The 22,831-nt window shown below is 63.8% G+C and carries 20 protein-coding genes; 6 read left to right on the top strand and 14 right to left on the bottom strand.

Going from position 1 to position 22,831, the window contains the following annotated elements; translation table 11 throughout:
* Positions 1–116 precede the first annotated feature (116 nt).
* The gene (locus tag B0E41_RS15755) at positions 117–1,022 is read right to left on the bottom strand and encodes a DUF6502 family protein (protein WP_077332110.1); all 906 of its coding nucleotides are present in this window, start codon (positions 1,020–1,022) and stop codon (positions 117–119) included.
* A 71-nt stretch (positions 1,023–1,093) separates the two neighbouring features.
* Entirely contained in the window at positions 1,094–1,513 is a 420-nt protein-coding gene (locus B0E41_RS15750; protein ID WP_077332109.1) for an Lrp/AsnC family transcriptional regulator, read from the bottom strand.
* A gap of 152 nt (positions 1,514–1,665) precedes the next feature.
* On the opposite strand from B0E41_RS15750, the gene B0E41_RS15745 reads away from it, so the two are divergent.
* Both B0E41_RS15745 and ctlX read left to right on the top strand, forming a co-directional pair.
* The gene (locus B0E41_RS15745; RefSeq protein ID WP_077332108.1) at positions 1,666–2,772 is read left to right on the top strand and encodes an ornithine cyclodeaminase; all 1,107 of its coding nucleotides are present in this window, start codon (positions 1,666–1,668) and stop codon (positions 2,770–2,772) included.
* 40 nt (positions 2,773–2,812) lie between these two features.
* On the top strand, positions 2,813–3,739 hold the full coding sequence (gene ctlX / locus B0E41_RS15740; protein WP_143433862.1) for a citrulline utilization hydrolase CtlX: 927 nt from the start codon (positions 2,813–2,815) through the stop codon (positions 3,737–3,739).
* Between the two features lie 21 nt (positions 3,740–3,760).
* On the opposite strand, the gene B0E41_RS15735 is transcribed toward ctlX, so the two are convergent.
* From B0E41_RS15735 to B0E41_RS15710, 6 genes are all read right to left on the bottom strand, one after another.
* Positions 3,761–4,297 carry a pseudouridine synthase gene (locus B0E41_RS15735; RefSeq protein WP_077332106.1) on the bottom strand — a complete coding sequence of 179 codons (537 nt, stop codon included), beginning with the start codon at positions 4,295–4,297 and terminating at the stop codon, positions 3,761–3,763.
* Positions 4,298–4,391: 94 nt separating this feature from the next.
* Positions 4,392–4,709 carry a hypothetical protein gene (locus B0E41_RS15730; RefSeq protein ID WP_253194915.1) on the bottom strand — a complete coding sequence of 106 codons (318 nt, stop codon included), beginning with the start codon at positions 4,707–4,709 and terminating at the stop codon, positions 4,392–4,394.
* Between the two features lie 19 nt (positions 4,710–4,728).
* Positions 4,729–7,086 carry a nitric oxide reductase activation protein NorD gene (locus B0E41_RS15725; RefSeq protein ID WP_077332105.1) on the bottom strand — a complete coding sequence of 786 codons (2,358 nt, stop codon included), beginning with the start codon at positions 7,084–7,086 and terminating at the stop codon, positions 4,729–4,731.
* Between the two features lie 6 nt (positions 7,087–7,092).
* Entirely contained in the window at positions 7,093–7,896 is an 804-nt protein-coding gene (locus tag B0E41_RS15720; protein WP_077332104.1) for a CbbQ/NirQ/NorQ/GpvN family protein, read from the bottom strand.
* 259 nt (positions 7,897–8,155) lie between these two features.
* Positions 8,156–8,509: a ribulose bisphosphate carboxylase small subunit gene (locus B0E41_RS15715; RefSeq protein WP_077332103.1), complete on the bottom strand. Its 354-nt coding sequence runs from the start codon at positions 8,507–8,509 to the stop codon at positions 8,156–8,158.
* Between the two features lie 32 nt (positions 8,510–8,541).
* The gene (locus tag B0E41_RS15710) at positions 8,542–9,963 is read right to left on the bottom strand and encodes a form I ribulose bisphosphate carboxylase large subunit (RefSeq protein WP_077332102.1); all 1,422 of its coding nucleotides are present in this window, start codon (positions 9,961–9,963) and stop codon (positions 8,542–8,544) included.
* A 180-nt stretch (positions 9,964–10,143) separates the two neighbouring features.
* On the opposite strand from B0E41_RS15710, the gene B0E41_RS15705 reads away from it, so the two are divergent.
* Positions 10,144–11,058 carry a LysR family transcriptional regulator gene (locus B0E41_RS15705; protein WP_077332101.1) on the top strand — a complete coding sequence of 305 codons (915 nt, stop codon included), beginning with the start codon at positions 10,144–10,146 and terminating at the stop codon, positions 11,056–11,058.
* 11 nt (positions 11,059–11,069) lie between these two features.
* Here B0E41_RS15705 and B0E41_RS15700 read toward each other — a convergent pair whose 3' ends face one another.
* Positions 11,070–12,362: a hemolysin family protein gene (locus B0E41_RS15700; protein WP_077332100.1), complete on the bottom strand. Its 1,293-nt coding sequence runs from the start codon at positions 12,360–12,362 to the stop codon at positions 11,070–11,072.
* A 71-nt stretch (positions 12,363–12,433) separates the two neighbouring features.
* On the opposite strand from B0E41_RS15700, the gene B0E41_RS15695 reads away from it, so the two are divergent.
* Positions 12,434–13,273 (top strand): symmetrical bis(5'-nucleosyl)-tetraphosphatase, encoded by an 840-nt coding sequence (locus tag B0E41_RS15695; RefSeq protein WP_077332099.1) that lies wholly within the window; start codon positions 12,434–12,436, stop codon positions 13,271–13,273.
* 6 nt (positions 13,274–13,279) lie between these two features.
* On the opposite strand, the gene B0E41_RS15690 is transcribed toward B0E41_RS15695, so the two are convergent.
* From B0E41_RS15690 to dcd, 4 genes are all read right to left on the bottom strand, one after another.
* Positions 13,280–14,749, bottom strand: coding sequence for a DEAD/DEAH box helicase (locus B0E41_RS15690; protein WP_077332098.1), 1,470 nt, complete (start codon positions 14,747–14,749; stop codon positions 13,280–13,282).
* A gap of 109 nt (positions 14,750–14,858) precedes the next feature.
* Complete coding sequence (locus B0E41_RS15685) at positions 14,859–15,761, bottom strand: neutral zinc metallopeptidase (protein WP_077332097.1); 903 nt, start codon at positions 15,759–15,761, stop codon at positions 14,859–14,861.
* A gap of 113 nt (positions 15,762–15,874) precedes the next feature.
* Positions 15,875–16,975 carry a fatty acid desaturase gene (locus B0E41_RS15680; RefSeq protein ID WP_077332096.1) on the bottom strand — a complete coding sequence of 367 codons (1,101 nt, stop codon included), beginning with the start codon at positions 16,973–16,975 and terminating at the stop codon, positions 15,875–15,877.
* A 172-nt stretch (positions 16,976–17,147) separates the two neighbouring features.
* Complete coding sequence (gene dcd / locus B0E41_RS15675) at positions 17,148–17,723, bottom strand: dCTP deaminase (protein WP_077332095.1); 576 nt, start codon at positions 17,721–17,723, stop codon at positions 17,148–17,150.
* A 147-nt stretch (positions 17,724–17,870) separates the two neighbouring features.
* On the opposite strand from dcd, the gene B0E41_RS15670 reads away from it, so the two are divergent.
* A complete protein-coding gene (locus B0E41_RS15670) occupies positions 17,871–19,274 on the top strand; it encodes an ATP-binding protein (protein WP_077332094.1) in 1,404 nt (467 codons plus the stop codon).
* Between the two features lie 54 nt (positions 19,275–19,328).
* A complete protein-coding gene (locus tag B0E41_RS15665) occupies positions 19,329–21,545 on the top strand; it encodes a PAS domain-containing sensor histidine kinase (protein WP_077332093.1) in 2,217 nt (738 codons plus the stop codon).
* Here B0E41_RS15665 and guaD read toward each other — a convergent pair.
* Positions 21,511–22,824, bottom strand: coding sequence for a guanine deaminase (gene guaD, locus B0E41_RS15660; protein ID WP_077332092.1), 1,314 nt, complete (start codon positions 22,822–22,824; stop codon positions 21,511–21,513). The genes B0E41_RS15665 and guaD overlap by 35 nt on opposite strands.
* Between the last annotated feature and the right edge of the window lie 7 nt (positions 22,825–22,831).

Here is a 22,831-nt window from a genome sequence, read left to right as displayed (position 1 = left end):
CCCCACGAGGCCAGTGGCACCTTGGCCACCAGCGCCCACACATGCCCAACGGCCCGGCCGTCCATGGCGCGCTTCAAGCCAAGCTCAAAACGGCGGCGGGGTTGACACCGGGTGTCTCATGCCGCCCCCGGCTCCTTGGCCCGGGGTTCATGGAAACGCTCGGTGTAGACATACAGCCCCAAGGTGAAGCGCTGATCGGGCGCGGGCAGCCCTGCCTGCGCGGCGGCCGCGGCGTCCTGTGCTTCGGCCTCCATCGCGGCCTGGTCGATGGCCAGCAGCACCTTCATGCCCATCTGCTCGGCGAGTTTGTTCAGCCGCTCCACCGACGCCGGGCTCAGCGAGTTGTGGTGCACGCTGCGTTCCATGAACGGCGGCTGACCAGCGAGCATGTTGTGCACGGCGGCGGCGGCGTGGGCGTGCAGGTTGTGGCCCAGATAGAACGCTCTTTCATCGGCCGCGCGGGAGGGCACGAAGGCCCCGGTGTTCAGGCGCACCAGGCCTTTGTCGTCCAGATGCACCAACCCCAGGTTGAGCCACTCGTCGAGCACCACGCGCGAACGGATGTCGCTGTTGACGCTGCTCACCAGCGCCTCGAACGACAAGTCGCCGCCTTCGCTGATCAGGCGCGCCAGCGGTCGGGGTTGACCGCCGTCCATCAGGTAGCGGGGGTGGCTCATCCAGTGCGCCACGAGCTGGGCGCCGCGGGGCACCACCGCGGTTTTGATGTGCTCGGCACTGTCCAGCAGGCTGCGCAGGCGGCTCACGTCTTTGCGGTGCACGCCGCTGACCAGGCTCACCCGGCTGTCGGTCGGGGGTTTGCCGTCGAGGCGGAAATCCTGCTCGGCCACCTCGACAAACAGGCCCTTGAGCAGATCAGACAGATAGGGATAGGTGATGCCCTGCGACAGCATCAGCTTCACCAGCGGGCGCAAGAGCTTGCGCAAAGCCCGCACCAGTGCGGGCGAAGGGCCGCCGGGGGCTGCGCCCCGGAGAGTGGGAGATGGTTCGCTGGGGCTGGACATAAGCGCTGCAGGTGCCTCGGTGAGCCACGAAGTTTAGCATCTAATGTGGGAAAAAATCACACAACCAGGTGTCACCGGTAGCTGGCCAGGTGGATGCTGGTCTCGGTGCCACGGATGCCGCTGATCAGGCGCACGCGCTCCAGCACCGCCGACAACTCGCCCATCGAACCCACCTCCAACTCGGCCAGCAGGTCCCAGCGGCCGTTGGTGTCGTGCAGCGCGGCCACGCCGGGTTCACCGAGCAGGCTGGCGATCACCAGCCGGGTCTGGTTGCCCTCCACCTGCACGCTCATCCAGGCCTTGATGCGCTCGGGCTGCGCCTCGGGTTTGAGGCGCACGGTGTAGCCGACGATCACCTGCGTGTCTTCGAGCTTGCGCAGCCGGTTGGTGACCGTGCCGCGCGACACCTTGAGCTTGTGCGCGAGGTCGGCCACCGAGAGCCGGGCGTCCTGCCGCAGCAGGGCGATGAGTTGCTGATCGAGCTGATCCATGGTCAAAACGCCAATCGAAGTTGCCGAATTGATTGATTTTCTGCCATTTCTCTACTTTGTTGCCGATTTTCATTGTCATGCCCCAGCGGCAAACTTTTGGGATCGGTTGGCGAACCCCTTTCGCCCCGTTTTCCGCACCACAAGAGACGACCATGAACAACACCGCACAAGCCGCCCAACTGAGCCAATTCCGCGACGCCGGCACCCTGTACCTGAGCGCACCCGAAGCCGCCGAACTGATCCGCCGCCAGGGCCTGCCGTTTTGTCTGCAGCACATGGCCGAGCACATCCGCGCCGACTTCCTGCGCTGGGCCGATTTCGACAAAACCGCGCGCGTCGCCGCGCATTCGAAAGACGGCGTGATCGAGCTCATGCCCGTGGCCGACGACCACCGCTACAGCTTCAAATACGTCAACGGTCACCCCGGCAACACGCGCTTCGGGATGTCCACCGTGATGGCCTTCGGCGTGCTGGCCGACGTGGACACCGGCGCGCCGCTCTTCCTGAGTGAGCTCACACTCACCACCGCGCTGCGCACCGCCGCCATGTCGGCCCTGGCCGCGAAAACGCTGGCCCGGCCCGACAGCCGCGTGATGGCCCTGATCGGCAACGGCGCGCAGAGCGAGTTCCAGGCCTTGGCCTTCCAGCACCTGGTGGGCATCACCACGCTGCGCGTGTACGACGTGGACCCCGCCGCCAGCGCCAAGCTGGTGGCCAACTTGCAAGGCAACGGCCTGCAGGTCACGGTGTGCGCGAGCACGGCCGAAGCCGTACGCGGCGCCGACATCGTGACCACCGTCACCGCCGACAAGGCCATGGCCCTGATCCTCACACCCAACATGATCGAACCCGGCATGCACCTCAACGCCGTGGGTGGCGACTGCCCGGGCAAGACCGAGCTGCACGGCGACATTCTCGACGCGGCCAAGGTGTTTGTGGAATACGAGCCGCAGTCGCGCGTGGAAGGTGAGATCCAGCACAAACCGGCCGACTTCGCCGTCACCGAACTCTGGCAGGTGCTGCGCGGCGAACGCGCCGGGCGCGACAGTGCCGATCAGGTCACCGTGTTCGACTCGGTCGGCTTTGCGCTCGAAGACTTCTCGGCCCTGCGCTTCATGATGGACAGCGCCATCCGCCTCGGCATGGGCGAGCGCATCGCGCTGATCCCGCAGCTGGCCGATCCGAAGAATCTGTTTGGCATGCTGAATGCGGCATCGCCGGTGGCGTCCCTCAAAGCGCCCTTTCGCCTCGCGGCCTGAGCACGCACGGCGCCTTCGAATGCCTCACAGCGAACCCCCCATGTCGATCCAGGCCCCGTCGGCCGTGGTGATGGTCCGGCCCCGGCACTTCACGCCCAACCCCGATACGGCGGCCGACAACAGCTTCCAGTCAGCCCCCGACAGCCCCGCCGACGAAACCGCGCGCCGCGCGTTCGACGAAGTGAGCCGCGCGGCCGACACCCTGCGCGAAGCCGGTGTGACGGTGCACCTGTTCGACGACGACGGTCGACACCAGACGCCCGACTCCGTGTTCCCCAACAACTGGTTCTCCACCCACCCCGGCGGGCATGTGGCGGTCTACCCCATGTACAACGCCAGCCGGCGGCGTGAGCGGCGCACCGACGTGCTGGAGTACCTGAAGCAGCACTACCGCGTGCAGGACGTAATCGACTACAGCGGGCTCGAACATGACGGCCTGTTCCTCGAAGGCACCGGTGCCATGGTGCTCGACCACCTGGCGCGCGTGGCCTTCACCGCCCGCTCGAACCGCGCCGACCCGGTGGCGCTGGAGCGTTTTGCAACGCACTTCAACTACGAGCCGCTGGTGTTCGACACCGCCGATGCGCAAGGCCAGCCGATCTATCACACCAACGTGCTGATGTGCATCGCCACGCAGTTCGCACTGGTCGCTTTGGACACCCTGGTGAACCCGCGCCGAGCGGCCGAAGTGCGCCAGCGTCTGGAAGAAACCGGGCGCGAGGTGCTGCCGATCACGCAGCAGCAGGTGGCAGACTTCGCGGGCAATGCGATCGAGCTCTCGTCACCGCAGGGTCGCGTGCTGGCGCTGTCGGCGCGCGCGGCGGCCAGCCTGAGCGCCGAACAGCGCCGTGTCATCGAGCGCTCGGCGCGCTTGCTGCCGCTGGACGTGCCCACCATCGAACTGGCCGGCGGCTCGGTGCGCTGCATGCTGGCGGGTGTGCACCTGGCACCGCGACGCGCTGTCTGACTGCGCAACCCCACAGGCGACTCAGCCCGCCCAGGCGCCAGGCGCCAGCCCGTCGAGCGTGTGCGGCCCGATGGCCGCGCGGATGAGCCGCAGCGTGGGATGACCCACTGCGGCGGTCATGCGCCGAACCTGGCGGTTGCGGCCCTCGCGGATGATGAGTTCGACCCATGCGGTGGGGATGGCTTTGCGCTCACGGATGGGCGGGTGGCGCGCCCACACCGCCGGGGGCGGCTCCAGCAGGCGCGCCCTGGCGGGCAGCGTGGGGCCGTCGTTGAGCACCACACCGCTGCGCAGCGCCGCCAGCGCGGCTTCCCCCGGGAGGCCCTCCACCTGCACCCAGTAGGTTTTCTCCATCTTGAAGCGCGGGTCTGCAATGCGGGCCTGCAACCGGCCATCGTCGGTGAGCAGCAGCAGTCCCTCGCTGTCGGCATCCAGCCGCCCGGCCACGTACACACCGGGCAGGTCGATGTGGTCTTTGAGACCTCGCCACTGGCCCTCGGCCGTGAACTGGCTCAACACGCCATAGGGTTTGTTGAAACGGATCAGACGGGCGGTCATGAGGGGGGTGGGTCGGGGTCGGCGGTGGGACTGCCGAGCATAGCGACAGCGCCTGCGCTGGCCCGTATCCAGCGTTGGGCGCCGGACAGCGGCCTCAGTCGTCGTCGCCCAGTTCGGCATCCCAACCCATGGCCCTGGCGCGCTCCACCGCCTCGGCGTGGATGCGCGCGTGCCGCTCCGCCAGCTCGGGCGGCAAATGGCTGGGCAGTTGGCCATAAGGCTCCCAGGCCTTGTGCACCGCCTCGAACAGGTTCTGCAGATCGCCCGGGCCCTTGCCGGCAAAGCCCTCGCCCTCGGGCAACAGTCCGAACACCCAGGCGTCGCGGATGATTCGCCCGGTCATGGTCATGCCGTGGTGCTCTTCGTGGGCTATGCCGGCGTAGGTCTGCTGGCGGCTGTGGATCATGCTCATGGTGGGGTTCCGGTCCTGGTTATCGGGTCAGGCCAGCGTACAGCACCGGCAGTTTCTCGGGCAGCTTGTCCACCTTGTCCACCACCAGGTAGTGGCGCTCGCCGAAGATGCGGCGCACGTACTGGTCGGCGCGCGGGTCAAGGCTCATGCAGTAGGTCATCACGCCGTGGCGGCCGGCCTCTTCCACCGCCTTCTTGGTGTCGTGGCGCAGGTACTGCGGGTCGCGCACGTCCACATCGGCCGGTTCGCCGTCGGTGATGACGAGCAACAGCTTCTTGCTGCTGCGCTGTGCCTTCAGCGCAGCAGCAGCGTGGCGGATGGCCGCGCCCATGCGGGTGGAGAGTTGCCCTTCCATGCCGGCCAGGCGCGCCTTGGCCAGGTCGTCGTAGGGCTGGTCGAAGTCCTTGAAGCGCCAGTAGTTCACGTCGTGCCGGCCGTCGGAGCAGAAGCCGTGGATGGCGAAAGGGTCGCCCACCTTCTGGATCGCATCGGCCAGCACCGCGCAGGCGGATCGCGTGAGTTCCAGCACCGTTTGGTCCTGCCCGGCCACCTTGTCGTTCGTCGATTGAGACAAGTCGAGCAGCACCAGCACCGAGATGTCGCGTGTCTTGCGCACACTGCGCATCATGATGCGCGGGTCGGGCTGGCGGCCCAAACGCATCTCGATCACCGAGGCCAGCGCGGCGTTGAGGTCGATCTCATCACCATCTTCGAGCTTGCGGATGCGCTGCACGCCCTGCGGCTGCATGGCATCCAGGATGTGTTTCATGCGCCCGATCAGGCGCCGGTGCTCGGCGAGGATGCCGTCGATCACCGCCACGTCGCCGGCCTTGGGGCGGCGCTCCTGCACCGTGGCCCAGGCCGGGCGTTCGAGCTGGATCATGTGGTCCCATTCGGCGTAGTGCACCGGCGGCAGCACCGGCTCGCGGCCTTCGCTCTGATTGAACGACACGCCCAGGTCTTCGTAGGGGAAGAGCTCGGTGCCGAGCACCCAGATTTCCTGCGCGTCGTCGCCGGCACCTTCCACTTCCAGCTCGTGCACGAACTCCATCAGGCTGACTTGTTTGCGCAGTTGCTGCGGCGGCTCGTGGCCGGCGGCGATGCTGCGCTCGAAGTCAAACCCGTCGAAGGCCCAGAAGTAGCGGTTGTCGTCGCGGTAGGCCGCCGTCTGCAAGTCTGTGCGCGGCTGGAAGGCCGGACCCTGCGTGAGCTCGCGATAGCTGTGCGCCAGCTGCACGCCCAGTTCCCACGACACGCTGTTGTCGTGCGGATCGGCCTGCATGCGCGGCAGGGCCTCGGCCAGCAGCGTGCGGCCCTGGGTGATCCAGGGGTGGGTGTCGTCGTACGCGGGGTCCAACAGCGCGCGCGCGAGGCGGCCCAGCCAGTCGCCGGCCGTCCTGCCTTGTGATGCCTGCGCGGTGTGCAGGCTGGCCCACAGTGGGCGCAGGCCGGGAAATCGCGCGAGCGTCAGCGACTCCACCCGCGCGTCTTCCACCAAACCGATCAGCGCCATCTGCCACGGGCTCAACGACTCGGCCGAGATCGGCTGGCGCGTGAACACCACGTGCGCCGCGGCGTGGGCGGCGGCGGCGCGGTACAGCTGCGTGGCGTCCACTGGGCCGGCGTTGCCATCCACCGCGTCGTAGGCGTCGGGCAGGTGGATGAAGTGGTCCTCGATGAAAGGCCGGTAGCCGTCACGGGTTTCAAAATCGCCGGCGGTCGGCTTCATGTAGAAGTTGCGGCCCCAGAGCGCGCGCAGGTACATGTTGATGCGCCGCTGCACGTCCACCAGCAGTGTGCCCTTGCGCTCTTTCTGCAGCATGGCCAGCGACTCTTTGGACTGCAGGCTGAAGTAGGCGATCTGCTCCTCATAGTTCGTGCGGTGCGCCTGTGCGCCCCAGGTGGCCCAGCGCCGCAGGCCGCCGAGCGTGAGCTGGCCGAACAACGCGTCAAGCTGGCCCAGCATGGGCCGCAGACCGCGCGGCGCCTGCGCCACCAGGGTGTTGAGGAACTGCAGGTACTGCAGGAACAGCGTGCCATCGGCCAAGCGGCGCGCAGCGGTGGGCGCGGTGGCGAGCACCAGTTCAATCACGGCGCCCGAGGTCTTGGACGCCAGCATCAGCGCGGTGGTCGCGAGTTCTCCCACCACGTCCTCGCCGATCTCCTGCGCCACCTGCGGCGCGCCGTCGATCCACGCGTCCACCAGTTCGTGGCCGCGGCCCAGGCCACGCAACGCGGCGGCGCCTTTGACGTAGTTGTCCAGCCCCCGCCCCGAGAACACCTTGGTCGCGTCCGGCCAGCGGTGCTCCAGCAGTTCACGCGAAGCGGGTTCCAGCTGGTCGGTCCACTCGACGTGGTCGTGCAGGTGCACGCTCATGGCATCTCAGAAAAACGTCGACACGGCGGCATCGAGCGCGTCGCACATGTCCGGGTCGTCCGTGATCGGGCGCACCAGTGCCACACGGCAGGCGGCCTGCGCGGCCACGCCTTGGGCGATGAGGCTGCCCGCGTAGATCAGCATGCGGGTGGAGATGCCTTCGTCCAGGCCATGGCCCTTGAGGTTGCGCGCGCGCTCGGCGATGCCGACCAGCTTGCCCGCCACGTCGGCGCTGACGCCGGTTTCGTGGGCCACGATCTCGGCCTCGATGGCGTGTTCGGGGTAGTTGAAATCCAGCGCGCCGAAGCGCTGCTTGGTGGACTGTTTGAGGTCCTTCATCAGGCTCTGGTAGCCCGGGTTGTAGGAAATGACGATCTGAAAGTCCGGGTGGGCCTTGACCAGTTCGCCTTTCTTCTCCAGCGGCAGCACGCGGCGGTTGTCGGTCAGCGGGTGGATCACCACGGTGGTGTCTTGCCGCGCCTCAACGACTTCATCGAGGTAGCAGATGGCCCCGTGGCGCGCGGCCGTGGCCAGCGGGCCGTCTTGCCAGCGGGTGCCCTGCGCGTCGAGCAGGAAGCGACCGACCAGGTCGCTCGCCGTCATGTCTTCGTTGCAGGCCACGGTGATGAGGGGCTTGTTGAGCTTCCACGCCATGTACTCGACGAAGCGTGTCTTGCCGCAGCCGGTGGGGCCCTTGAGCATCATGGGCATGCGCACCGAGTACGCAGCCTCGTACAGCTCGACCTCGTCGGCCACCGGGCGGTAGTAAGGTTGCTGGGCGACGCGGTAGGCGTCTAGTGGGTCGCTCATGTTCGTCTCCGTTGCTTCGTTGGCCTGCACCGCGTGGCACGGCGCGGCCGACTCCGTTCGTGTCCACCGCCGGCCTGCGGCCGGCTCCTCCTTGACCTCACTGCGTCGGCCACCCCGCACCACGCTCACGAGCACACCGAGAGGAATCTCCACAGTGCGTCCGGAGCGCGTGCAGTGACCGGGGATGCCGTGGAACTGGCTTTGCCAGGCCACAGGCATCGCCCCCTTGGGGGGTGACGCCGCAGGCGGCGCGGGGGGATTACACAGTCTTCCCGCGGAAGATCACCATGCTCGCGCCTTGCGACTGCGTGAAGTTGTTGTAGCCAATCAGGCGGATGTGGTTGTCCGGGTTGGCCTGGCGGCAGGCCTCGCACTCGGCCAGCACCTTGTCCACGTCGGTCTCGCCGAACATGGGCAGCTTCCACATGTACCAGTAGGAGTCCATCAGGTACTGCGGCTCGGTGTGTTCGATGGCCGGGTTCAGGCCCTTCTTCACCAGGTACTCGACCTGTTTGCGGATCTCGTCCTTCGTCATCGCAGGCAGGTAGGAGAAGGTCTCGAACTTGCGGCTGGACGGGTCGGAGAGGCGGGAGTTGTAGTCTTGCATGCTCATGGTGGGTTCCTTTCAGAATCGGTGGGGCGTGATCACTTGTGGGCGATGTCGAGCTTGTCCACCGTGTCGAACTCGAACTTGATCTCTTTCCAGGTTTCCATGGCGATCCTGAGTTCAGGCGAGTGCTTGGCAGCGTCCATCAACACGGTCTTGCCTTCCTTCTCCACCGCCACGCCTTCGTTGCGTGCTTTGACGCAGGCTTCCAGCGCCACGCGGTTGGCCGCAGCACCGGCGGCATTGCCCCAGGGGTGACCCAGCGTGCCACCGCCGAACTGCAGCACCGAGTCGTCACCGAAGATGTTGACCAGCGCCGGCATGTGCCAGACGTGGATGCCGCCAGAAGCGACCGGGATCACACCGGGCATGGAGCCCCAGTCCTGGTCGAAGAAGATGCCGCGGCTGCGGTCTTCTTTGATGAAATCGTCGCGCATGATGTCGATCCAGCCCAGTGTGGAGGCGCGGTCGCCTTCGAGCTTGCCCACCACGGTGCCGGAATGCAGGTGGTCGCCGCCGGAGAGGCGCAGCACCTTGGTGAGCACGCGGAAGTGGATGCCGTGGTGCGGGTTGCGGTCGAGCACGGCGTGCATGGCACGGTGGATGTGCAGGAGCATGCCGTTGTCGCGGCACCAGTTGGCTAGGCCGGTGTTGGCGCACAGGCCGCCGGTCAGGTAGTCGTGCATGATGATTGGCGAGCCCAGTTCCTTGGCGTACTCGGCGCGTTTGTACATCTCTTCCGGCGTGGGCGCGGTCACGTTGAGGTAGTGGCCCTTGCGCTCGCCGGTTTCGCGTTCGGCCTTCTCGATGGCTTCCTGCACGAAGTCGAAACGCTGGCGCCAGCGCATGAAGGGCTGGCTGTTGACGTTCTCGTCGTCCTTGGTGAAGTCCAGGCCACCGCGCAGGCACTCGTACACGGCGCGGCCGTAGTTCTTGCCCGACAGGCCAAGCTTGGGCTTGATGGTGCAGCCCAGCAGCGGGCGGCCGTATTTGTTCATGATGTCGCGCTCGACCTGAATGCCGTGGGGCGGGCCGCCGCAGGTCTTGACGTACGCGATCGGGAAGCGGATGTCTTCCAGGCGCAGGGCCCGCAAGGCCTTGAAGCCGAACACGTTGCCCACCAGCGAGGTCAGCACGTTGACCACCGAGCCCTCTTCAAACAAGTCGATCGGGTAGGCCACGAAGGCGTAGAAGCAGGTGTCGTCGCCCGGCACGTCTTCGATGCGGTAGGCGCGGCCCTTGTAGTAGTCCAGGTCGGTCAGCAGGTCGGTCCAGACCGTGGTCCAGGTGCCGGTGGACGATTCGGCGGCCACAGCGGCGGCCACTTCCTCGCGGTCCACGCCCGCTTGCGGGGTGATCTTGAAACACGCGAGGATGTCGGTGTCTTTGGGGGTGTAGTGGGGTTCCCAGTACGTGCTGCGGTATTCCTTGACACCGGCGCTGTAGGTTTTCGTGGCCATTGCGGGTTGCTCCATTTCGGGTGGTCGAACGTCTCACTGTGGTGCCCAAAGCGCCCCGCATGTTTCTTGAAGGGGCGTGTTTGCTCTGAACTGGTGCAGATTGTTGGCCGCCACAACAATAAATAAAAGTAAAATGTTTTTACTGTTATGTTTTACTTTTATCTATCAATAGAGTTCACCATGAACCTGCGACACGCCACCCTCCACCAGCTGCGCATCTTTCACGCCGTGGCGCAGCACAACAGCTTTGCGCGCGCAGCGGAGGCTTTGCACCTCTCGCCGCCCACGCTCTCGCTGCAGGTCAAGCAACTGTCTGAAACCGTGGGCCAAGCGCTGTTTGAGCAACTGGGCAAGAAGATCTACCTGACCGCTGCGGGCCACACCTTGGCCGAAGCCTGCGCCGACATTGAAACGCGCATGGATCGTCTGTCAGAGGATCTGGAAGCGCTCCGGGGCGTGGAGCGCGGCAGCCTGAAGCTGGCCATCCTCACCACGGTGAAGTACACCGTGCCCAAGCTGCTGGGCGGCTTCTGCGCAGCGCACCCGGGCATCGACGTGGCGATGGTGGTGGGCAACCGCGAGAACCTGCTGCAGCGCCTGGCGAACAACCAGGACGACCTCTGCATCATGGGTCAGCCTCCCGAGCAGCTGGACGTGGTGAGCGAGCCGTTTGCCGACAACCCGCTGGTGCTGGTGGCGCCGCCCGACCACCCGCTGGTGGGCAAAAAGCGCATCGCGCCGAAGCGCCTGGCGAGCGAGCCGTTCATCCTGCGGGAACCCGGTTCGGGCACGCGACTCACCTCGGAAAAATTCTTCGCCAGCCAGAGCGTGACGCTGAAGAACCGGCTGGAGGTGGGCAGCAACGAGGCCATCAAACAGACCGTGGCGGGTGGGCTCGGCCTGGCCGTGCTCTCCACCCACACGGTCACGGCGGAGCTGGCGCTGGGCGAGCTGGTGCAGCTCGATGTGGTGGGCTTCCCACTGATCCGCCGCTGGTACGTGGTGTACCCACGCGGAAAGCGCCTCTCCGCGGCGGCGCTGGCGTTCAAGGACTGGATGTTCGAGCACCAGCCGAAAGCGGGCCGAGCGCGCTGACGTTCAGGCCATCAGTCAGGCTCTGCCGCGCCGGGCTGGATCAGCACCTGATCGATGCGGCGCCCTTCGAGCACCAGCACCTCAAAGCGCCAGCCGGCGCACTCGACAGCGGCGCCCTGCTCCAGCAGCTCGCCGGCCACCGTCTGCATCAAACCCGCCACCGTGGCGTAGCGGCCCTTGTCTTCGTCGGGCAGCTCGTCAATGCCCAGGCGCGACTTCAACTCAGGCACCGGCATCGCGCCATCGACCAGCCAGGCACCGTCTTCACGCTGCGTGGCCCAGGCCTCCACGTCTTCGTGCGGAGAGAGCTCGCCGGTGATCGCTTCCAGCATGTCCAGCGGCGTCAGCACACCCTGCACCACGCCGTATTCGTCCACCACGAAGACCATGCGCGTGGAACGTTCGCGGAACTGCTCTAGCAGCTCCATGCCGGTCAGCGTCTCGGGTACGAACACCGCCGGCTGCACATGGCGAATGATCGCGTCTTCGACGCCATCGGCTTGCAGCGCCAGCATCTGCGGCAGGTGGATCACGCCCACCACATCGTCCAGCCCGCCCCGACAGACCGGGTACCAGGAGTGGCCGGTGGTCCAGGCCTTCTGCACCGCCACCGACACCGGGTCTTCCGCATCCAGCCAGGCAATGTCATCGCGAGGCACCATGATGGAGGTGAGTTGCCGATCATCGAGCAGGAACACGTTGCGCACCATCTGGTGCTCGTGCTCTTCGATGATGCCGGCGTCCACGCCCTCCTCCAGGCTGGCGTTGATCTCTTCTTCCGTCACATGCTGCTGTGCGTTGGTGTTGATGCGAAGCAGTTGGAGCACCCACTGTGTGGTGTGCGTGAGCAGCCACACAAAGGGCTTGGCCGCCTTCGCCACAAAGGTCATCGGGCGCGCCACGCCGCGGGCCACGGCTTCCGGGTATAGCTGCCCGATGCGCTTGGGCACCAGCTCGCCAAAGACGATGGTCACGAAGGTGATGACCGCCACCACGATGGCGGTGGCGCTGACTTCCGCAGTGCCGGGTGTCAGACCCCAGCCCTGCAAGGCCTGCGACAGATCACCACTGAACGCCGCCTCGCCCACGATCCCGTTGAGCATGCCGATGGAGGTGATGCCCACCTGCACCGAAGAGAGGAACTGCGTGGGATGCTCCAGCAGCATCAGCGCGGCCTGCGCTCCCTTGTCGCCCGATTCGGCCATCGCGGCGAGCCGCGCCTTGCGGCTGGCCGCGAGCGACATCTCGGACATGGCAAAGGCGCCGTTGAGCAAGGTGAGAAAGATGATGAGCAGGGTGTCCATGGCTTGTGCGGAATTGTCCCCCAGAAAAATGCAGCGCCTGTTCCGATGGCCGGGACATGGACAATCGCCCCATGGCCACCTACCTCATTGGCGACATCCAGGGCTGTGACGACGCACTTGGACGCCTTCTCGACAAGATCGGTTTTTCCCCCAGCCGCGACACGCTGTACCTGCTGGGCGACCTCGTCAACCGCGGGCCTGCTTCGCTGGCCGTGCTGCGGCGCCTCATCGCGCTCGGAGGCTCCGCGCACAGCCTGCTGGGCAACCACGACCTGCACCTGCTGGCCGCGGCACACGGCGTGCGCAAGCCACACCGCAACGACACCGTCGCCGACATTCTCGACGCCCCCGACCGCGAACAGCTGCTGGACTGGCTGCGCACACGCTCCGTCGCGCTGCACGCCCACGGATGGCTGATGGTTCACGCTGGCGTGCTGCCGCAATGGGACCTGGCGCAGACGCTGGCGCTTGCCGGAGAACTCGAGGCGGTGCTGCGCAGTCCAGATTGGGCCCGCTTTCTGTGGGACATGTACGGCAACCAGCCCGACTTCTGGAGCGACAGCTGGCGGGGAACTGATCGACTGCGCGTCATCGTCAACACATTCACCCGCCTGCGCTTCTGTTCGGCGCAAGGGGTCATGGAGTTCGAGACCAAGGATGACGCCAACGCCGCACCCGAGGGATTCATGCCCTGGTTCGATGTGCCAGGACGGCACACGGCCGGCGTGCCGATCGCCTTCGGTCACTGGTCCACGCTGGGCGATGTGCAGCGGCCGAACCTGCTGCCGCTGGACACGGGTTGCGTGTGGGGCGGGTGTCTCACGGCGGCACGGCTAGGCGCAACGCCAGCCGAGGTGGAGCGCATCTCAGTCAAATGCGTCCAGGCCCGGAAACCGGGCAACACCCCCTGACGGCGTTCAGCCGTTCTCGGCCACCGGCGCACTCTTGAACAGCGCGGGCACCTTCTTGCGGGGCTTGATGTTGGGTGACAGGCGGCTGGCCGGCTTCTGTGCCGTTTCCCACGACGGCGTGGCGTCAGCGCTCAGGGTCGGCTCATACGGCTTGTCAAACAGCGGATCGGCGGGTGCGCGGGCCGGGCGCACGGGAGGGCGGCTGGACGGCGCTCGCGCTTCACGTTCGGGGCGACTGCCCCGGCTTTCACGGATCTCGCGCTGTTCGCGGGCCTCTTCGGGCTGTTGCCAGACACGTTGACCGTCGTTGAAGTGCCCGGCAGGCCGTTTGTCCGCCTCCAGTTCCAGGGCTTCCAGCTCCAGCTTTTTGCCCAGCAGCTTCTCCAGGTCGCCCATCAGACGCGCGTCGCGCGCGCTCACGAACGACACGGCCAGGCCCGAGGCGCCCGCACGGCCGGTGCGGCCGATGCGGTGCACATAGTCTTCGGCGTTGAACGGGATGTCGAAGTTGAACACCGCCGGCACGTCCTTGATGTCGAGGCCGCGCGCGGCTACATCGGTGCAGACCAGCAGGTCGACCGCACCACTCTTGAAGGCTTCGAGCGCCTTCAGGCGCTCGTCCTGGCTCTTGTCACCGTGCAGGGCCGTGGTGTTCAGGCCTTCGCGCTCCAGCGAACGCGCGAGCCGCGCGCAACCGAGCTTGCTGTTGACGAACACAAACGCCTGCTTGATGCCGCGCTCTTGCAGAATCTTTTTCAGCGTGCCCCGTTTGTCGTCGTCGTCCACGCGATAGAAATGCTGCTCCACCGTGGACGCTGTGGCGTTGGATCGGGCCACCTCGATGGTCACCGGGTCTTGCAGGTAGCTGTTGGCCAGCCGCTTGATCTCGGGCGAGAAGGTGGCCGAGAACAGCAGCGTGGTGCGCTGCTTGGGCAGGAAACTCAGGATGCGCTGCAGGTCGGGCAGGAACCCGATATCGAGCATGCGGTCGGCCTCGTCGAGCACGACGTATTCGACCTGGTTCAGCACGCAGTTCTTGGCTTCAATGTGGTCCAGCAGCCGACCGGGTGTGGCGACCAGCACCTCGACACCCTTTTTCAGCTCAGCGGTCTGCGGCTTCATGTCCATGCCGCCGAACACCACGGTGCTGCGCAGATTGGTGTATTTGGCGTAAAGCTTGACCTGCTCGGCCACCTGGTCGGCCAGCTCGCGCGTGGGCAGCAGAACCAGCGCACGCACCGGGTGGCGGGCCGGCGACGTGGACGCGTTATCGTGTTTCATCATGCGCTGCAGCAGCGGCAGCGTGAAAGCGGCGGTTTTGCCGGTACCGGTCTGGGCAGCGCCCATCACGTCACGGCCCTGCAGCACCACCGGGATGGCTTGCGCCTGGATCGGCGTCATGTTCTCGTAGCCCATTTCGGCCACGGCACGCTCCAGCAGGGGAGACAGGGAGAGTTGTGAGAAGGATTGGGTCATTGCTGTGCGTGCGGAACAAGACCGTCCGCTGGATACGCGTTAACCCGGTATTGTCTCACTTTGGGTGCTTTTCACCCAGTTTTCGCCCTGCACCAGGCGAAGCACCCTTTCAGATGGCCCGCGCGTTGAACGTGTCACACGCCTTCACGCTGCCCGACTGCAGCCCTGTGTTGAACCAACGCTGGCGCTGTTCGCTGGTGCCGTGGGTGAAGCTGTCGGGCACGACCTGGCCCTGGCTCTTGCGCTGCAGGGCATCGTCACCGATGGCGGCGGCGGCGTTCAGTGCTTCTTCCACGTCACCCGGTTCCAGGATGGCCTTGCTCTTGTGGTTGTGGTGGGCCCAGATGCCGGCAAAACAATCGGCCTGAAGCTCCAGCCGGACCGACAGCGCGTTGTATTCCCGCTCACTCACGCGCTGACGGGCCTGTTCCATCTTGTCCGTCAGCCCCATCTGGTTCTGCACGTGATGTCCGACCTCGTGGGCCACCACATAGGCCTGTGCAAAGTCACCAGGCGCGCCCAATTGCCGGCGCATGGTCTCGTAGAAACTCAGATCGATGTAGACCTTCTGGTCGCCTGGGCAATAAAACGGCCCCATGGCGGACTGGCCCGTGCCGCAGGCGGTGGGTGTGGCACCACTGAACAACACCAGGCGGGGTTTCTGGTACTGGGAACCGCTCTGCTGGAACACGGTGGTCCAGACATCTTCGGTTCCCGCCAGAACGGAAGAGACGAACTGGCCCATCTGGTCTTGCGGCTTCCCTGTTCCGGCCGGTGCCGGGGCGCTCTGCGTGGTAGGGGACATGAGATCACCGCCACCACCCAAGAAACCCAGAATGGTCATCGGGTTGATGCCGAAGATCCAGCCAGCCAACAAGGCGATCACGATGGTGCCGAAACCAATGCCCCGACCGCCCACACGCCGCTGTCCTCCGCCGCCGAACATGCCACCCCCGGCCGAGTTGCGCCGGTCTTCAACGTTGTCCGATTGGCGGTTGTTTTCCCATTTCATGGCGAGTCTCCAGGAAGGCGTTGTTCAGGGGTACAACGCATTATGCAAAGGAAGCAGCCAATAAAAAAAGCGCTGCCGAGGCAGCGCTTGCGAAAGTACCAGTCGGCAGGTGCTCAGGCCACAGCGGGCTTGAAATCGCTGGTCGGCTGCCCCTGGAAATCGGTCCAGCATCGGCGAGTGAAGTCGTACAGCTTGCACTTGCGCGCCGTTTCAAAGTACCAGCGCCAGGAGAAGTGTTGAATGATGATGCGCCCGGGCAGCGTGTCTTCCAGCATCTTCTGGGCATTCTTCAGCTTGTACAGCGGGATGCTCATGTCCACGTGGTGGGCCGTGTGTTCCATGATGTGGTGCATCATCGCGCCCATTTTCATGGGGAAGGTCATGTGCACTGTGGTCGAGACGAACGGTGCGGCCTTGGCCCACGCGTGCTTGTCGTCGTGCCACTGTACCGAGGTGTGGGTGTGGTGCACATAGACCACGAAGCCGATCATGGCGTTCCAGAACAGGAAGGGCACCACAAAGCCAAAGCCCACAAGAGCCCAGGCCGACTGCTCGGTCGCATAGGCCGCACCAATCAGGGAAGCAATCCACAAAGCGGCCATCGCCGTGACAAACACGCCATCCCAGGTGAACTCGGCGCGACGGGTGCCCATGTAGCTCTTGCGGGGGAAATACATGCGGTTCCACCACATCTCCACCAGGTAATACAGCGCCGGACCCCAGCCACTGCGGTAGATGCGCTCCATCAGGCGACGACGCGGTGGCAGCGCCTCGAACTCTTCCTTGGTCAACGGCGCCCACACAAAATCGACGCCCTTGAGGTTGGTGTAACCGTGGTGCACCACGTTGTGACCGACTTCCCACAGGCTGTAGGGAGTGAGCGAGGGGATCATGGCAATGCGACCAAGCACCCGATTGAGACCACGGTGCGGGGTGTAGCTCTGATGGCAGGCGTCGTGTCCGATGATGAACAAGCGGCCAATCACGAAGCCGGCCGCAAGGCCGCACAACAGCTTGGCCCACCACGCGTCAAACAGCACCACACCAACGATCAGCCCGGAAAACACGGCCAGATCCAACACCAACAACAGCACGGCAATCGCAGTGCGACGCTCTGAAATCGGCGTGAGCCAGCTGCGGATGACCTTGCGGTGAGGCAGGGGTTGCCCGAGCGGGATCGGTTCGGGTGAAACGGCGGCAGAAGATTGAGACATGCGGGTCGAGAGGATCAAAAATCCATACAGCGCAAGATGGCGCTCCAGATACGTTGTGCGGTTCGGCAGAACGAGATCGACAAATTCAAACTGATTTTACCCAATCAACCCATGTCCCGCATGACAGATGTCAATGCAGGAAATGACCACGAGGGGCCTATGGGCTCCTCGTTCAGGTCTTGGGTAGCGTCACGCCGACCTGGCCCTGGTACTTGCCGCCTCGGTCTTTGTAGCTGGTCTCGCAGACGTCGTCCTTGTCGCTTTCAAAGAACAACACCTGGGCACAGCCTTCGCCCGCATAAATCTTGGCCGGCAGCGGTGTGGTGTTGCTGAACTCCAGCGTCACATAGCCTTCCCACTCGGGTTCGAAGGGCGTCACGTTGACGATGATGCCGCAGCGCGCGTAGGTGCTCTTGCCCAGACAGATGGTCAGCACGTTGCGCGGGATGCGGAAGTACTCCAGGGTGCGCGCCAGCGCAAAGCTGTTGGGCGGGATCACGCAGACATCCTTGTTGATGTCCACGAAACTGTTTTCGTCGAAGTTCTTCGGGTCCACCACCGTGCTGTGGATGTTGGTGAAGACCTTGAATTCGGGAGCGCAGCGGATGTCATAGCCGTAGCTGCTGGTGCCGTAGCTGACGATCCTTTCGCCAGCGGCGTTTTGCCGGACCTGGCCTGGCTCGAAGGGCTCGATCATGCCGTGCTGCTCGGCCATGCGGCGGATCCACTTGTCGCTTTTGATGCTCATGGGATGGGGCTCCTGTTGTGGCGGCGATTGTAAGTTGGGGTTGATGCCTCATGCTCTTTGACACACCCGTCTGGAAGCAACAATACCGGCCCTCAAGAGGTAAATCTGCTCTAATGATTCTGAAGACTGACACCCGGAGGACCAGCGATGAAGACCCCGCAAAACCGTCGCATCCTATTGGTGGATGACATGCCTTCAATCCATGAGGATTTTCGAAAAATCCTCATGCCGCAGGCGCCGGAGCACGAGGAGCTCAGCGCTGTAGAAGCCGCATTGTTTGGCGACGAAGACCGGGCACCCACCCTGCTCAGCTTTGAACTCGATTCTGCCTACCAAGGGCAGGAGGGTCTGTCAAAAATAGAGGCATCCCTCCGGGAAAACCGACCATACGCCATGGCCTTCGTGGATATGCGCATGCCACCCGGCTGGGATGGTGTGCAAACCATTGAACATTTTTGGAGCAGTGACCCGCGGTTGCAGGTTGTCATTTGCACCGCATATGCCGACAGCTCGTGGGACGATATCTTGGCGCGGCTGGACGTGCGCGACCGTCTGCTCATCCTGAAAAAACCCTTTGATTCGATTGAGGTCTTCCAGCTGGCCACGGCGCTCACCACCAAGTGGCAAATGACGCTGGATACAGCGGCGCAGCGCACGCGGCTGGAGGATGCGGTACAAGAACGCACCAGTGAACTGCGCACCGTCAATGAGGTTTTGCAAAACGAGATCAGCGAGCGAAAGCATCTGGAAGGGCAATTGGTTCAATCCGAGAAACTCGCTTCGATCGGTCAGCTCGCCGCAGGTGTTGCCCACGAAATCAACAACCCGATTGGTTATATCTTTTCAAACTTCGGCACGCTGGAGGGCTACATCGAACAGCTGTTTGAGCTGCTCACGGCATATGAAAAGGCCGAAACCAGCGTTCACGCACCCGAGATCGTCGAAGGCCTGCGAGCTCTGCGCGAACGCGTGGAACTGGATTTCTTGAAAGAAGACATTCCCGTTCTCATGCGGGAGTCCAAACAAGGCATTGTGCGGGTGCGTCAGATCGTTCAGGACCTGAAGGACTTTTCCCGTGTGAACTCCAAGCAAGAATGGGAATGGGCCGATCTGCATCAAGGCATCGACTCAACGCTGAACATCGTGGCCAGCGAAATCAAATACAAAGCCGATCTGGTGAAAGAGTACGGTGCCATTCCCGATATCGAATGTCTGGCATCTCAGATCAACCAAGTGGTCATGAACCTGGTCGTCAACGCGGCACACGCCATGGGTGAAAAGCGTGGATGCATCACCATTCGCACCGGAACCGAAGGGGAGCAGGTGTGGCTGGAGGTGGCCGACACGGGCTCTGGCATCCCGCCCGAAACGCTCAAACACATCTTCGAACCCTTCTTCACCACCAAACCCATCGGCAAAGGCACGGGCTTGGGCCTGTCACTGTCTTACGGCATCGTGCAAAAACATCACGGACGCATTGAGGTGGCCAGTGTGTTGGATCAGGGCACCACGTTCCGCGTCATCTTGCCCATACGACAGGTCAAAACGTAAGCCGAGATGCCATTGTTCGTTATCTGATTACCGCTTCATGCAAGGCGCTCCACCATGAAAAAACGATCTGCTCCAAGCAAAGGCCGCATTCTTTTCGTGGACAGCTGCAACGACACTCATGGCAGCTTGCGCAATACGCTCATTGAAAATATCAACGCGAATGGATCATTCGAATTAGAGGGTGCCAACGAAGGGCAAGCGTGCCTTGCGCTGGTGCAACAGGCTCTTCAGGCAGCGGACCCCTACGCCTTGGTATTCATCCGCGTTTCTCAAATGGCTGGTTGGCAAGAGATCGAAACAGCGCCTCGCATCTGGGCACTCGATCCAAGGGTCCAGATCGTGCTTTGCGTGGATCATTGGGATATTTTCCCCCGCGATCTGCTCGCCACACTGGGGGCAACGAACAGTCGATGGCTGGTCCTCAAAGAACCTGTTGATCCAGTAGAAATCGTTCAGGTGGTGCATTCCTTGACAGAGAAGTGGCATTTGCAACAACTCACCCCCTACGGCCTGAACTCCGGGGCAGATGCCACTGGTGAGGAAGGCCCGATAGACGCGTCGCAGATCAACGAGCAGGATCTGTTGCGCACGCTTCTGGACAACGCGCCCGATCACATCCACTTCAAAGATGCGCAGTCCCGCTTTCTCAAATGCAGCAGCGCAATGGCACTGCAATTTGGGGCCGCATCACCAGCGGAACTGGTAGGCAAGACGGATTTTGATTTTTTTTCCGAAGAGCACGCCCGCCATGCCTACGAGGATGAACAGAAAATCCTGCGCACAGGTCAGCCGATCATCGGCAAAGTGGAACGGGAGATCTGGAAAGACGGGCGCGCTGAGTCGTGGACGTTGAGCACAAAAATGCCGCTGCGCAACGATGTCGGGGTCATCATTGGCACTTTTGGCATCTCCAAGGACATTACTGCTCTGAAGCAATCAGAAGCTGCGTTGGCGTATCACCATGACCTGCTGAGCACGTTGATGGAAAACTCTCCGGATTCCATCTTCTTCAAGGACTTGGAATCACGCCTCGTCAAAGCCAGCCGTTCGGAAATTCAAAATCTCCTGCGACTGTCGATCAGCCGTTATCGCGCAGCACATCCCGACACGGATGAAGACACACTGCCTTCGCACATGGCCAGCGTGGAGGCGTTTGAGGCGTATGTGGTCGGGAAAACCGATGCCGATATCTATGGCCAGGATCGAGCGGGTGAGTTTTGTCGCGATGAAGAGGAAATCATTCGCACGGGAAAACCCATTGTCGAAAAGAGCGAAAAGACCGTTCACCCTGATGGACGTATCGTCTGGTATCTCACCACCAAAGGCCCTTGGAGGGACAGAAATGGCCAATTGATCGGAACCTTTGGAACGTCGAAGAACATGTCCGAACTGAAGGAAGCGGAGCGACGGATTGAAGAGGTTCAAGCCCAGTTGCTGATGACAGCGCGCCTGGCAGGCATGGCAGAGATCGCCACCAACGTGTTGCACAACGTGGGCAATGTGCTCAACAGCGTCAACGTGTCGGCCGACCTGATTGGCACGCAGTTGCGCACATCCAAGCTCAAGGGGCTCGCTCGCGCTGTGGGCCTGATGGATACCCATACCGAGGATTTGGGTGAGTTCTTGACGCAGGACGCCAAAGGCAAGCTGTTACCCACCTATCTGCGCGAATTGGCCCGAACATTGGAGGTCGAACACGAAGCCATGGCGACGGAACTTGGCGCGCTGTGCAGCAGCGTTGACCACATCAAACAAGTCATTGCAACCCAGCAGTCGTACGCGGGCACACCGCGTGTTGTTGAATCCGCAAAAGTGGACGAACTGCTGGACGACGCGCTGCGCATGCATGCGGACGCGCTGACACGGCACAAAGTGGACGTCATCAAAGACCATCTGACCTTGCCCTCTCTGTTGCTGGACCGGCACCGTGTGCTGCAGGTGCTGGTGAACCTGATCAGCAACGCCAAGCAGGCCATGGACACGGTGACCGACAGACGCCACCTCATCACATTGAATGCGGCTTTGCTGGAAGGGGTGGAAGGTGCCGTGCTGCGCCTCACGGTGACGGACAACGGGGAAGGCATTGCGCCGGAGAACCTGACGCGCGTGTTCTCCCATGGTTTCACCACGCGCAAGAACGGGCATGGATTTGGTCTGCACAGTTGTGTTCTGGCCGCCCAGGAAATGGGGGGCAGTCTGCATGTCCACAGCGACGGCCCCGGACAAGGGGCCTCGTTCATCCTGGAGGTTCCCGTCGCGCTCGCGCGCTAACGGCCTGCGAAACGACGGTGCGCTCGATCAACCGGTCGTCGCCCAGCACGATCAGCGCAAACAGCAGCTCATCCAGGCTGTGGGCCTGCGCGGTCTTGCGCGCCAGCAGCGGCGTGGCTTGCGGGTTGATCACCACGAAGTCGGCTTCATGCCCTGGTTGCAGGTTGCCCACCACGCCGCCCAGCCCCAGCGCCTGCGCGGCACCCGCCGTGTGTTGCCACCAGAGCTGGCCGGGTGTGAGGCTCAGGCCGGTCTTGCTCTGGCCTTCGCGGCCCACGCAATAGGCCGCGAGCATGGTGTGGAACGGCGAGAAGCTGGTGCCGCCGCCTACGTCGCTGGCCAGGCCGTAGCGCATGCCTGCAGTATCGGCGGCCACGTAGTCAAAAAAGCCGCTGCCGAGAAACAGGTTGCTCGTGGGGCTCACGGCCGCCGCCGCACCGGTCTCGCGCATGAGCGTGCGGTCGGCCGCGTCCAGGTGGATGCAGTGCGCGTAGATGGCGCGGTTTCTCAGAAGTCCGAAGTCGCCGTACACGCTGAGGTAGCTGCGCGATTGCGGGAACAGCTCGGCCGCCCACTTCACCTCGTCCAGGTTTTCGGCCACGTGCGACTGGATCCACACATCGCTGTACTTCGCGGCCAGTTCGCCCGCGCCACGCAATTGCGCCTCGCTGCTGGTGGGTGCAAACCGTGGCGTGATCGCGTATCCCAGGCGGTCCACGCCGTGCCAGCGCTGAATCAGCGACTCGGTGTCGATGAGGCTCTGTTCGGTGTCGTCGCGCACACCGTCGGGGCTGTGGCGGTCCTGCAGCACCTTGCCGGTGATGAAGCGCAGGCCGCGCACCTGAGCCTCTTTGAACGCGGCGTCCACCGACTGGGGATGCGAGGTGGCAAACGTGAGCGCGGTCGTGACGCCGTGGCGCTGGAGTTCATCAAAGAAGAAGCCCGCCACTTCGTGCGCATGGTCCTCGTCGCTGAACCGCGACTCGTGTGGAAAGGTGTAGTTCTCGAGCCAGGGCAGCAGGCCGGCAGCGGGCGCGCCGATCACGTCGGTCTGCGGGTAGTGGATGTGCAGGTCCACAAAACCGGGCGCGATGATCCGGCCACGCAGGTCTTCCACGGCCACACCGGGGAAACGGTGAATCAGGCTGGCATGGTCACCGGCGGCATGAACGACCTGGCGGCCGGTGGCGTCGGGGCCGATGACCAGCAGCCCGTCGCTGTCGTACACGGGCTGCTGCAGCTCATCAAATCTCAGGAGGGCGGCGCGGTAGGCTTTCATGTGCGGC

The organism is Hydrogenophaga sp. A37 (genome assembly GCF_002001205.1).
Classification (GTDB): domain Bacteria; phylum Pseudomonadota; class Gammaproteobacteria; order Burkholderiales; family Burkholderiaceae_C; genus Hydrogenophaga.
Note: the sequence above shows the minus strand (reverse complement) of the source record. Positions and strands in the feature narration are given on the sequence as shown.

What these genes read in the sequence shown, in the direction of transcription:
- B0E41_RS15755 (WP_077332110.1), bottom strand. Translation starts at nt 1,022, where the DNA reads ATGTCCAGCCCCAGCGAACCATCTCCCACTCTCCGGGGCGCAGCCCCC.
- B0E41_RS15750 (WP_077332109.1), bottom strand. Translation starts at nt 1,513, where the DNA reads ATGGATCAGCTCGATCAGCAACTCATCGCCCTGCTGCGGCAGGACGCC.
- B0E41_RS15745 (WP_077332108.1), top strand. Translation starts at nt 1,666, where the DNA reads ATGAACAACACCGCACAAGCCGCCCAACTGAGCCAATTCCGCGACGCC.
- ctlX (WP_143433862.1), top strand. Translation starts at nt 2,813, where the DNA reads ATGTCGATCCAGGCCCCGTCGGCCGTGGTGATGGTCCGGCCCCGGCAC.
- B0E41_RS15735 (WP_077332106.1), bottom strand. Translation starts at nt 4,297, where the DNA reads ATGACCGCCCGTCTGATCCGTTTCAACAAACCCTATGGCGTGTTGAGC.
- B0E41_RS15730 (WP_253194915.1), bottom strand. Translation starts at nt 4,709, where the DNA reads ATGAGCATGATCCACAGCCGCCAGCAGACCTACGCCGGCATAGCCCAC.
- B0E41_RS15725 (WP_077332105.1), bottom strand. Translation starts at nt 7,086, where the DNA reads ATGAGCGTGCACCTGCACGACCACGTCGAGTGGACCGACCAGCTGGAA.
- B0E41_RS15720 (WP_077332104.1), bottom strand. Translation starts at nt 7,896, where the DNA reads ATGAGCGACCCACTAGACGCCTACCGCGTCGCCCAGCAACCTTACTAC.
- B0E41_RS15715 (WP_077332103.1), bottom strand. Translation starts at nt 8,509, where the DNA reads ATGAGCATGCAAGACTACAACTCCCGCCTCTCCGACCCGTCCAGCCGC.
- B0E41_RS15710 (WP_077332102.1), bottom strand. Translation starts at nt 9,963, where the DNA reads ATGGCCACGAAAACCTACAGCGCCGGTGTCAAGGAATACCGCAGCACG.
- B0E41_RS15705 (WP_077332101.1), top strand. Translation starts at nt 10,144, where the DNA reads ATGAACCTGCGACACGCCACCCTCCACCAGCTGCGCATCTTTCACGCC.
- B0E41_RS15700 (WP_077332100.1), bottom strand. Translation starts at nt 12,362, where the DNA reads ATGGACACCCTGCTCATCATCTTTCTCACCTTGCTCAACGGCGCCTTT.
- B0E41_RS15695 (WP_077332099.1), top strand. Translation starts at nt 12,434, where the DNA reads ATGGCCACCTACCTCATTGGCGACATCCAGGGCTGTGACGACGCACTT.
- B0E41_RS15690 (WP_077332098.1), bottom strand. Translation starts at nt 14,749, where the DNA reads ATGACCCAATCCTTCTCACAACTCTCCCTGTCTCCCCTGCTGGAGCGT.
- B0E41_RS15685 (WP_077332097.1), bottom strand. Translation starts at nt 15,761, where the DNA reads ATGAAATGGGAAAACAACCGCCAATCGGACAACGTTGAAGACCGGCGC.
- B0E41_RS15680 (WP_077332096.1), bottom strand. Translation starts at nt 16,975, where the DNA reads ATGTCTCAATCTTCTGCCGCCGTTTCACCCGAACCGATCCCGCTCGGG.
- dcd (WP_077332095.1), bottom strand. Translation starts at nt 17,723, where the DNA reads ATGAGCATCAAAAGCGACAAGTGGATCCGCCGCATGGCCGAGCAGCAC.
- B0E41_RS15670 (WP_077332094.1), top strand. Translation starts at nt 17,871, where the DNA reads ATGAAGACCCCGCAAAACCGTCGCATCCTATTGGTGGATGACATGCCT.
- B0E41_RS15665 (WP_077332093.1), top strand. Translation starts at nt 19,329, where the DNA reads ATGAAAAAACGATCTGCTCCAAGCAAAGGCCGCATTCTTTTCGTGGAC.
- guaD (WP_077332092.1), bottom strand. Translation starts at nt 22,824, where the DNA reads ATGAAAGCCTACCGCGCCGCCCTCCTGAGATTTGATGAGCTGCAGCAG.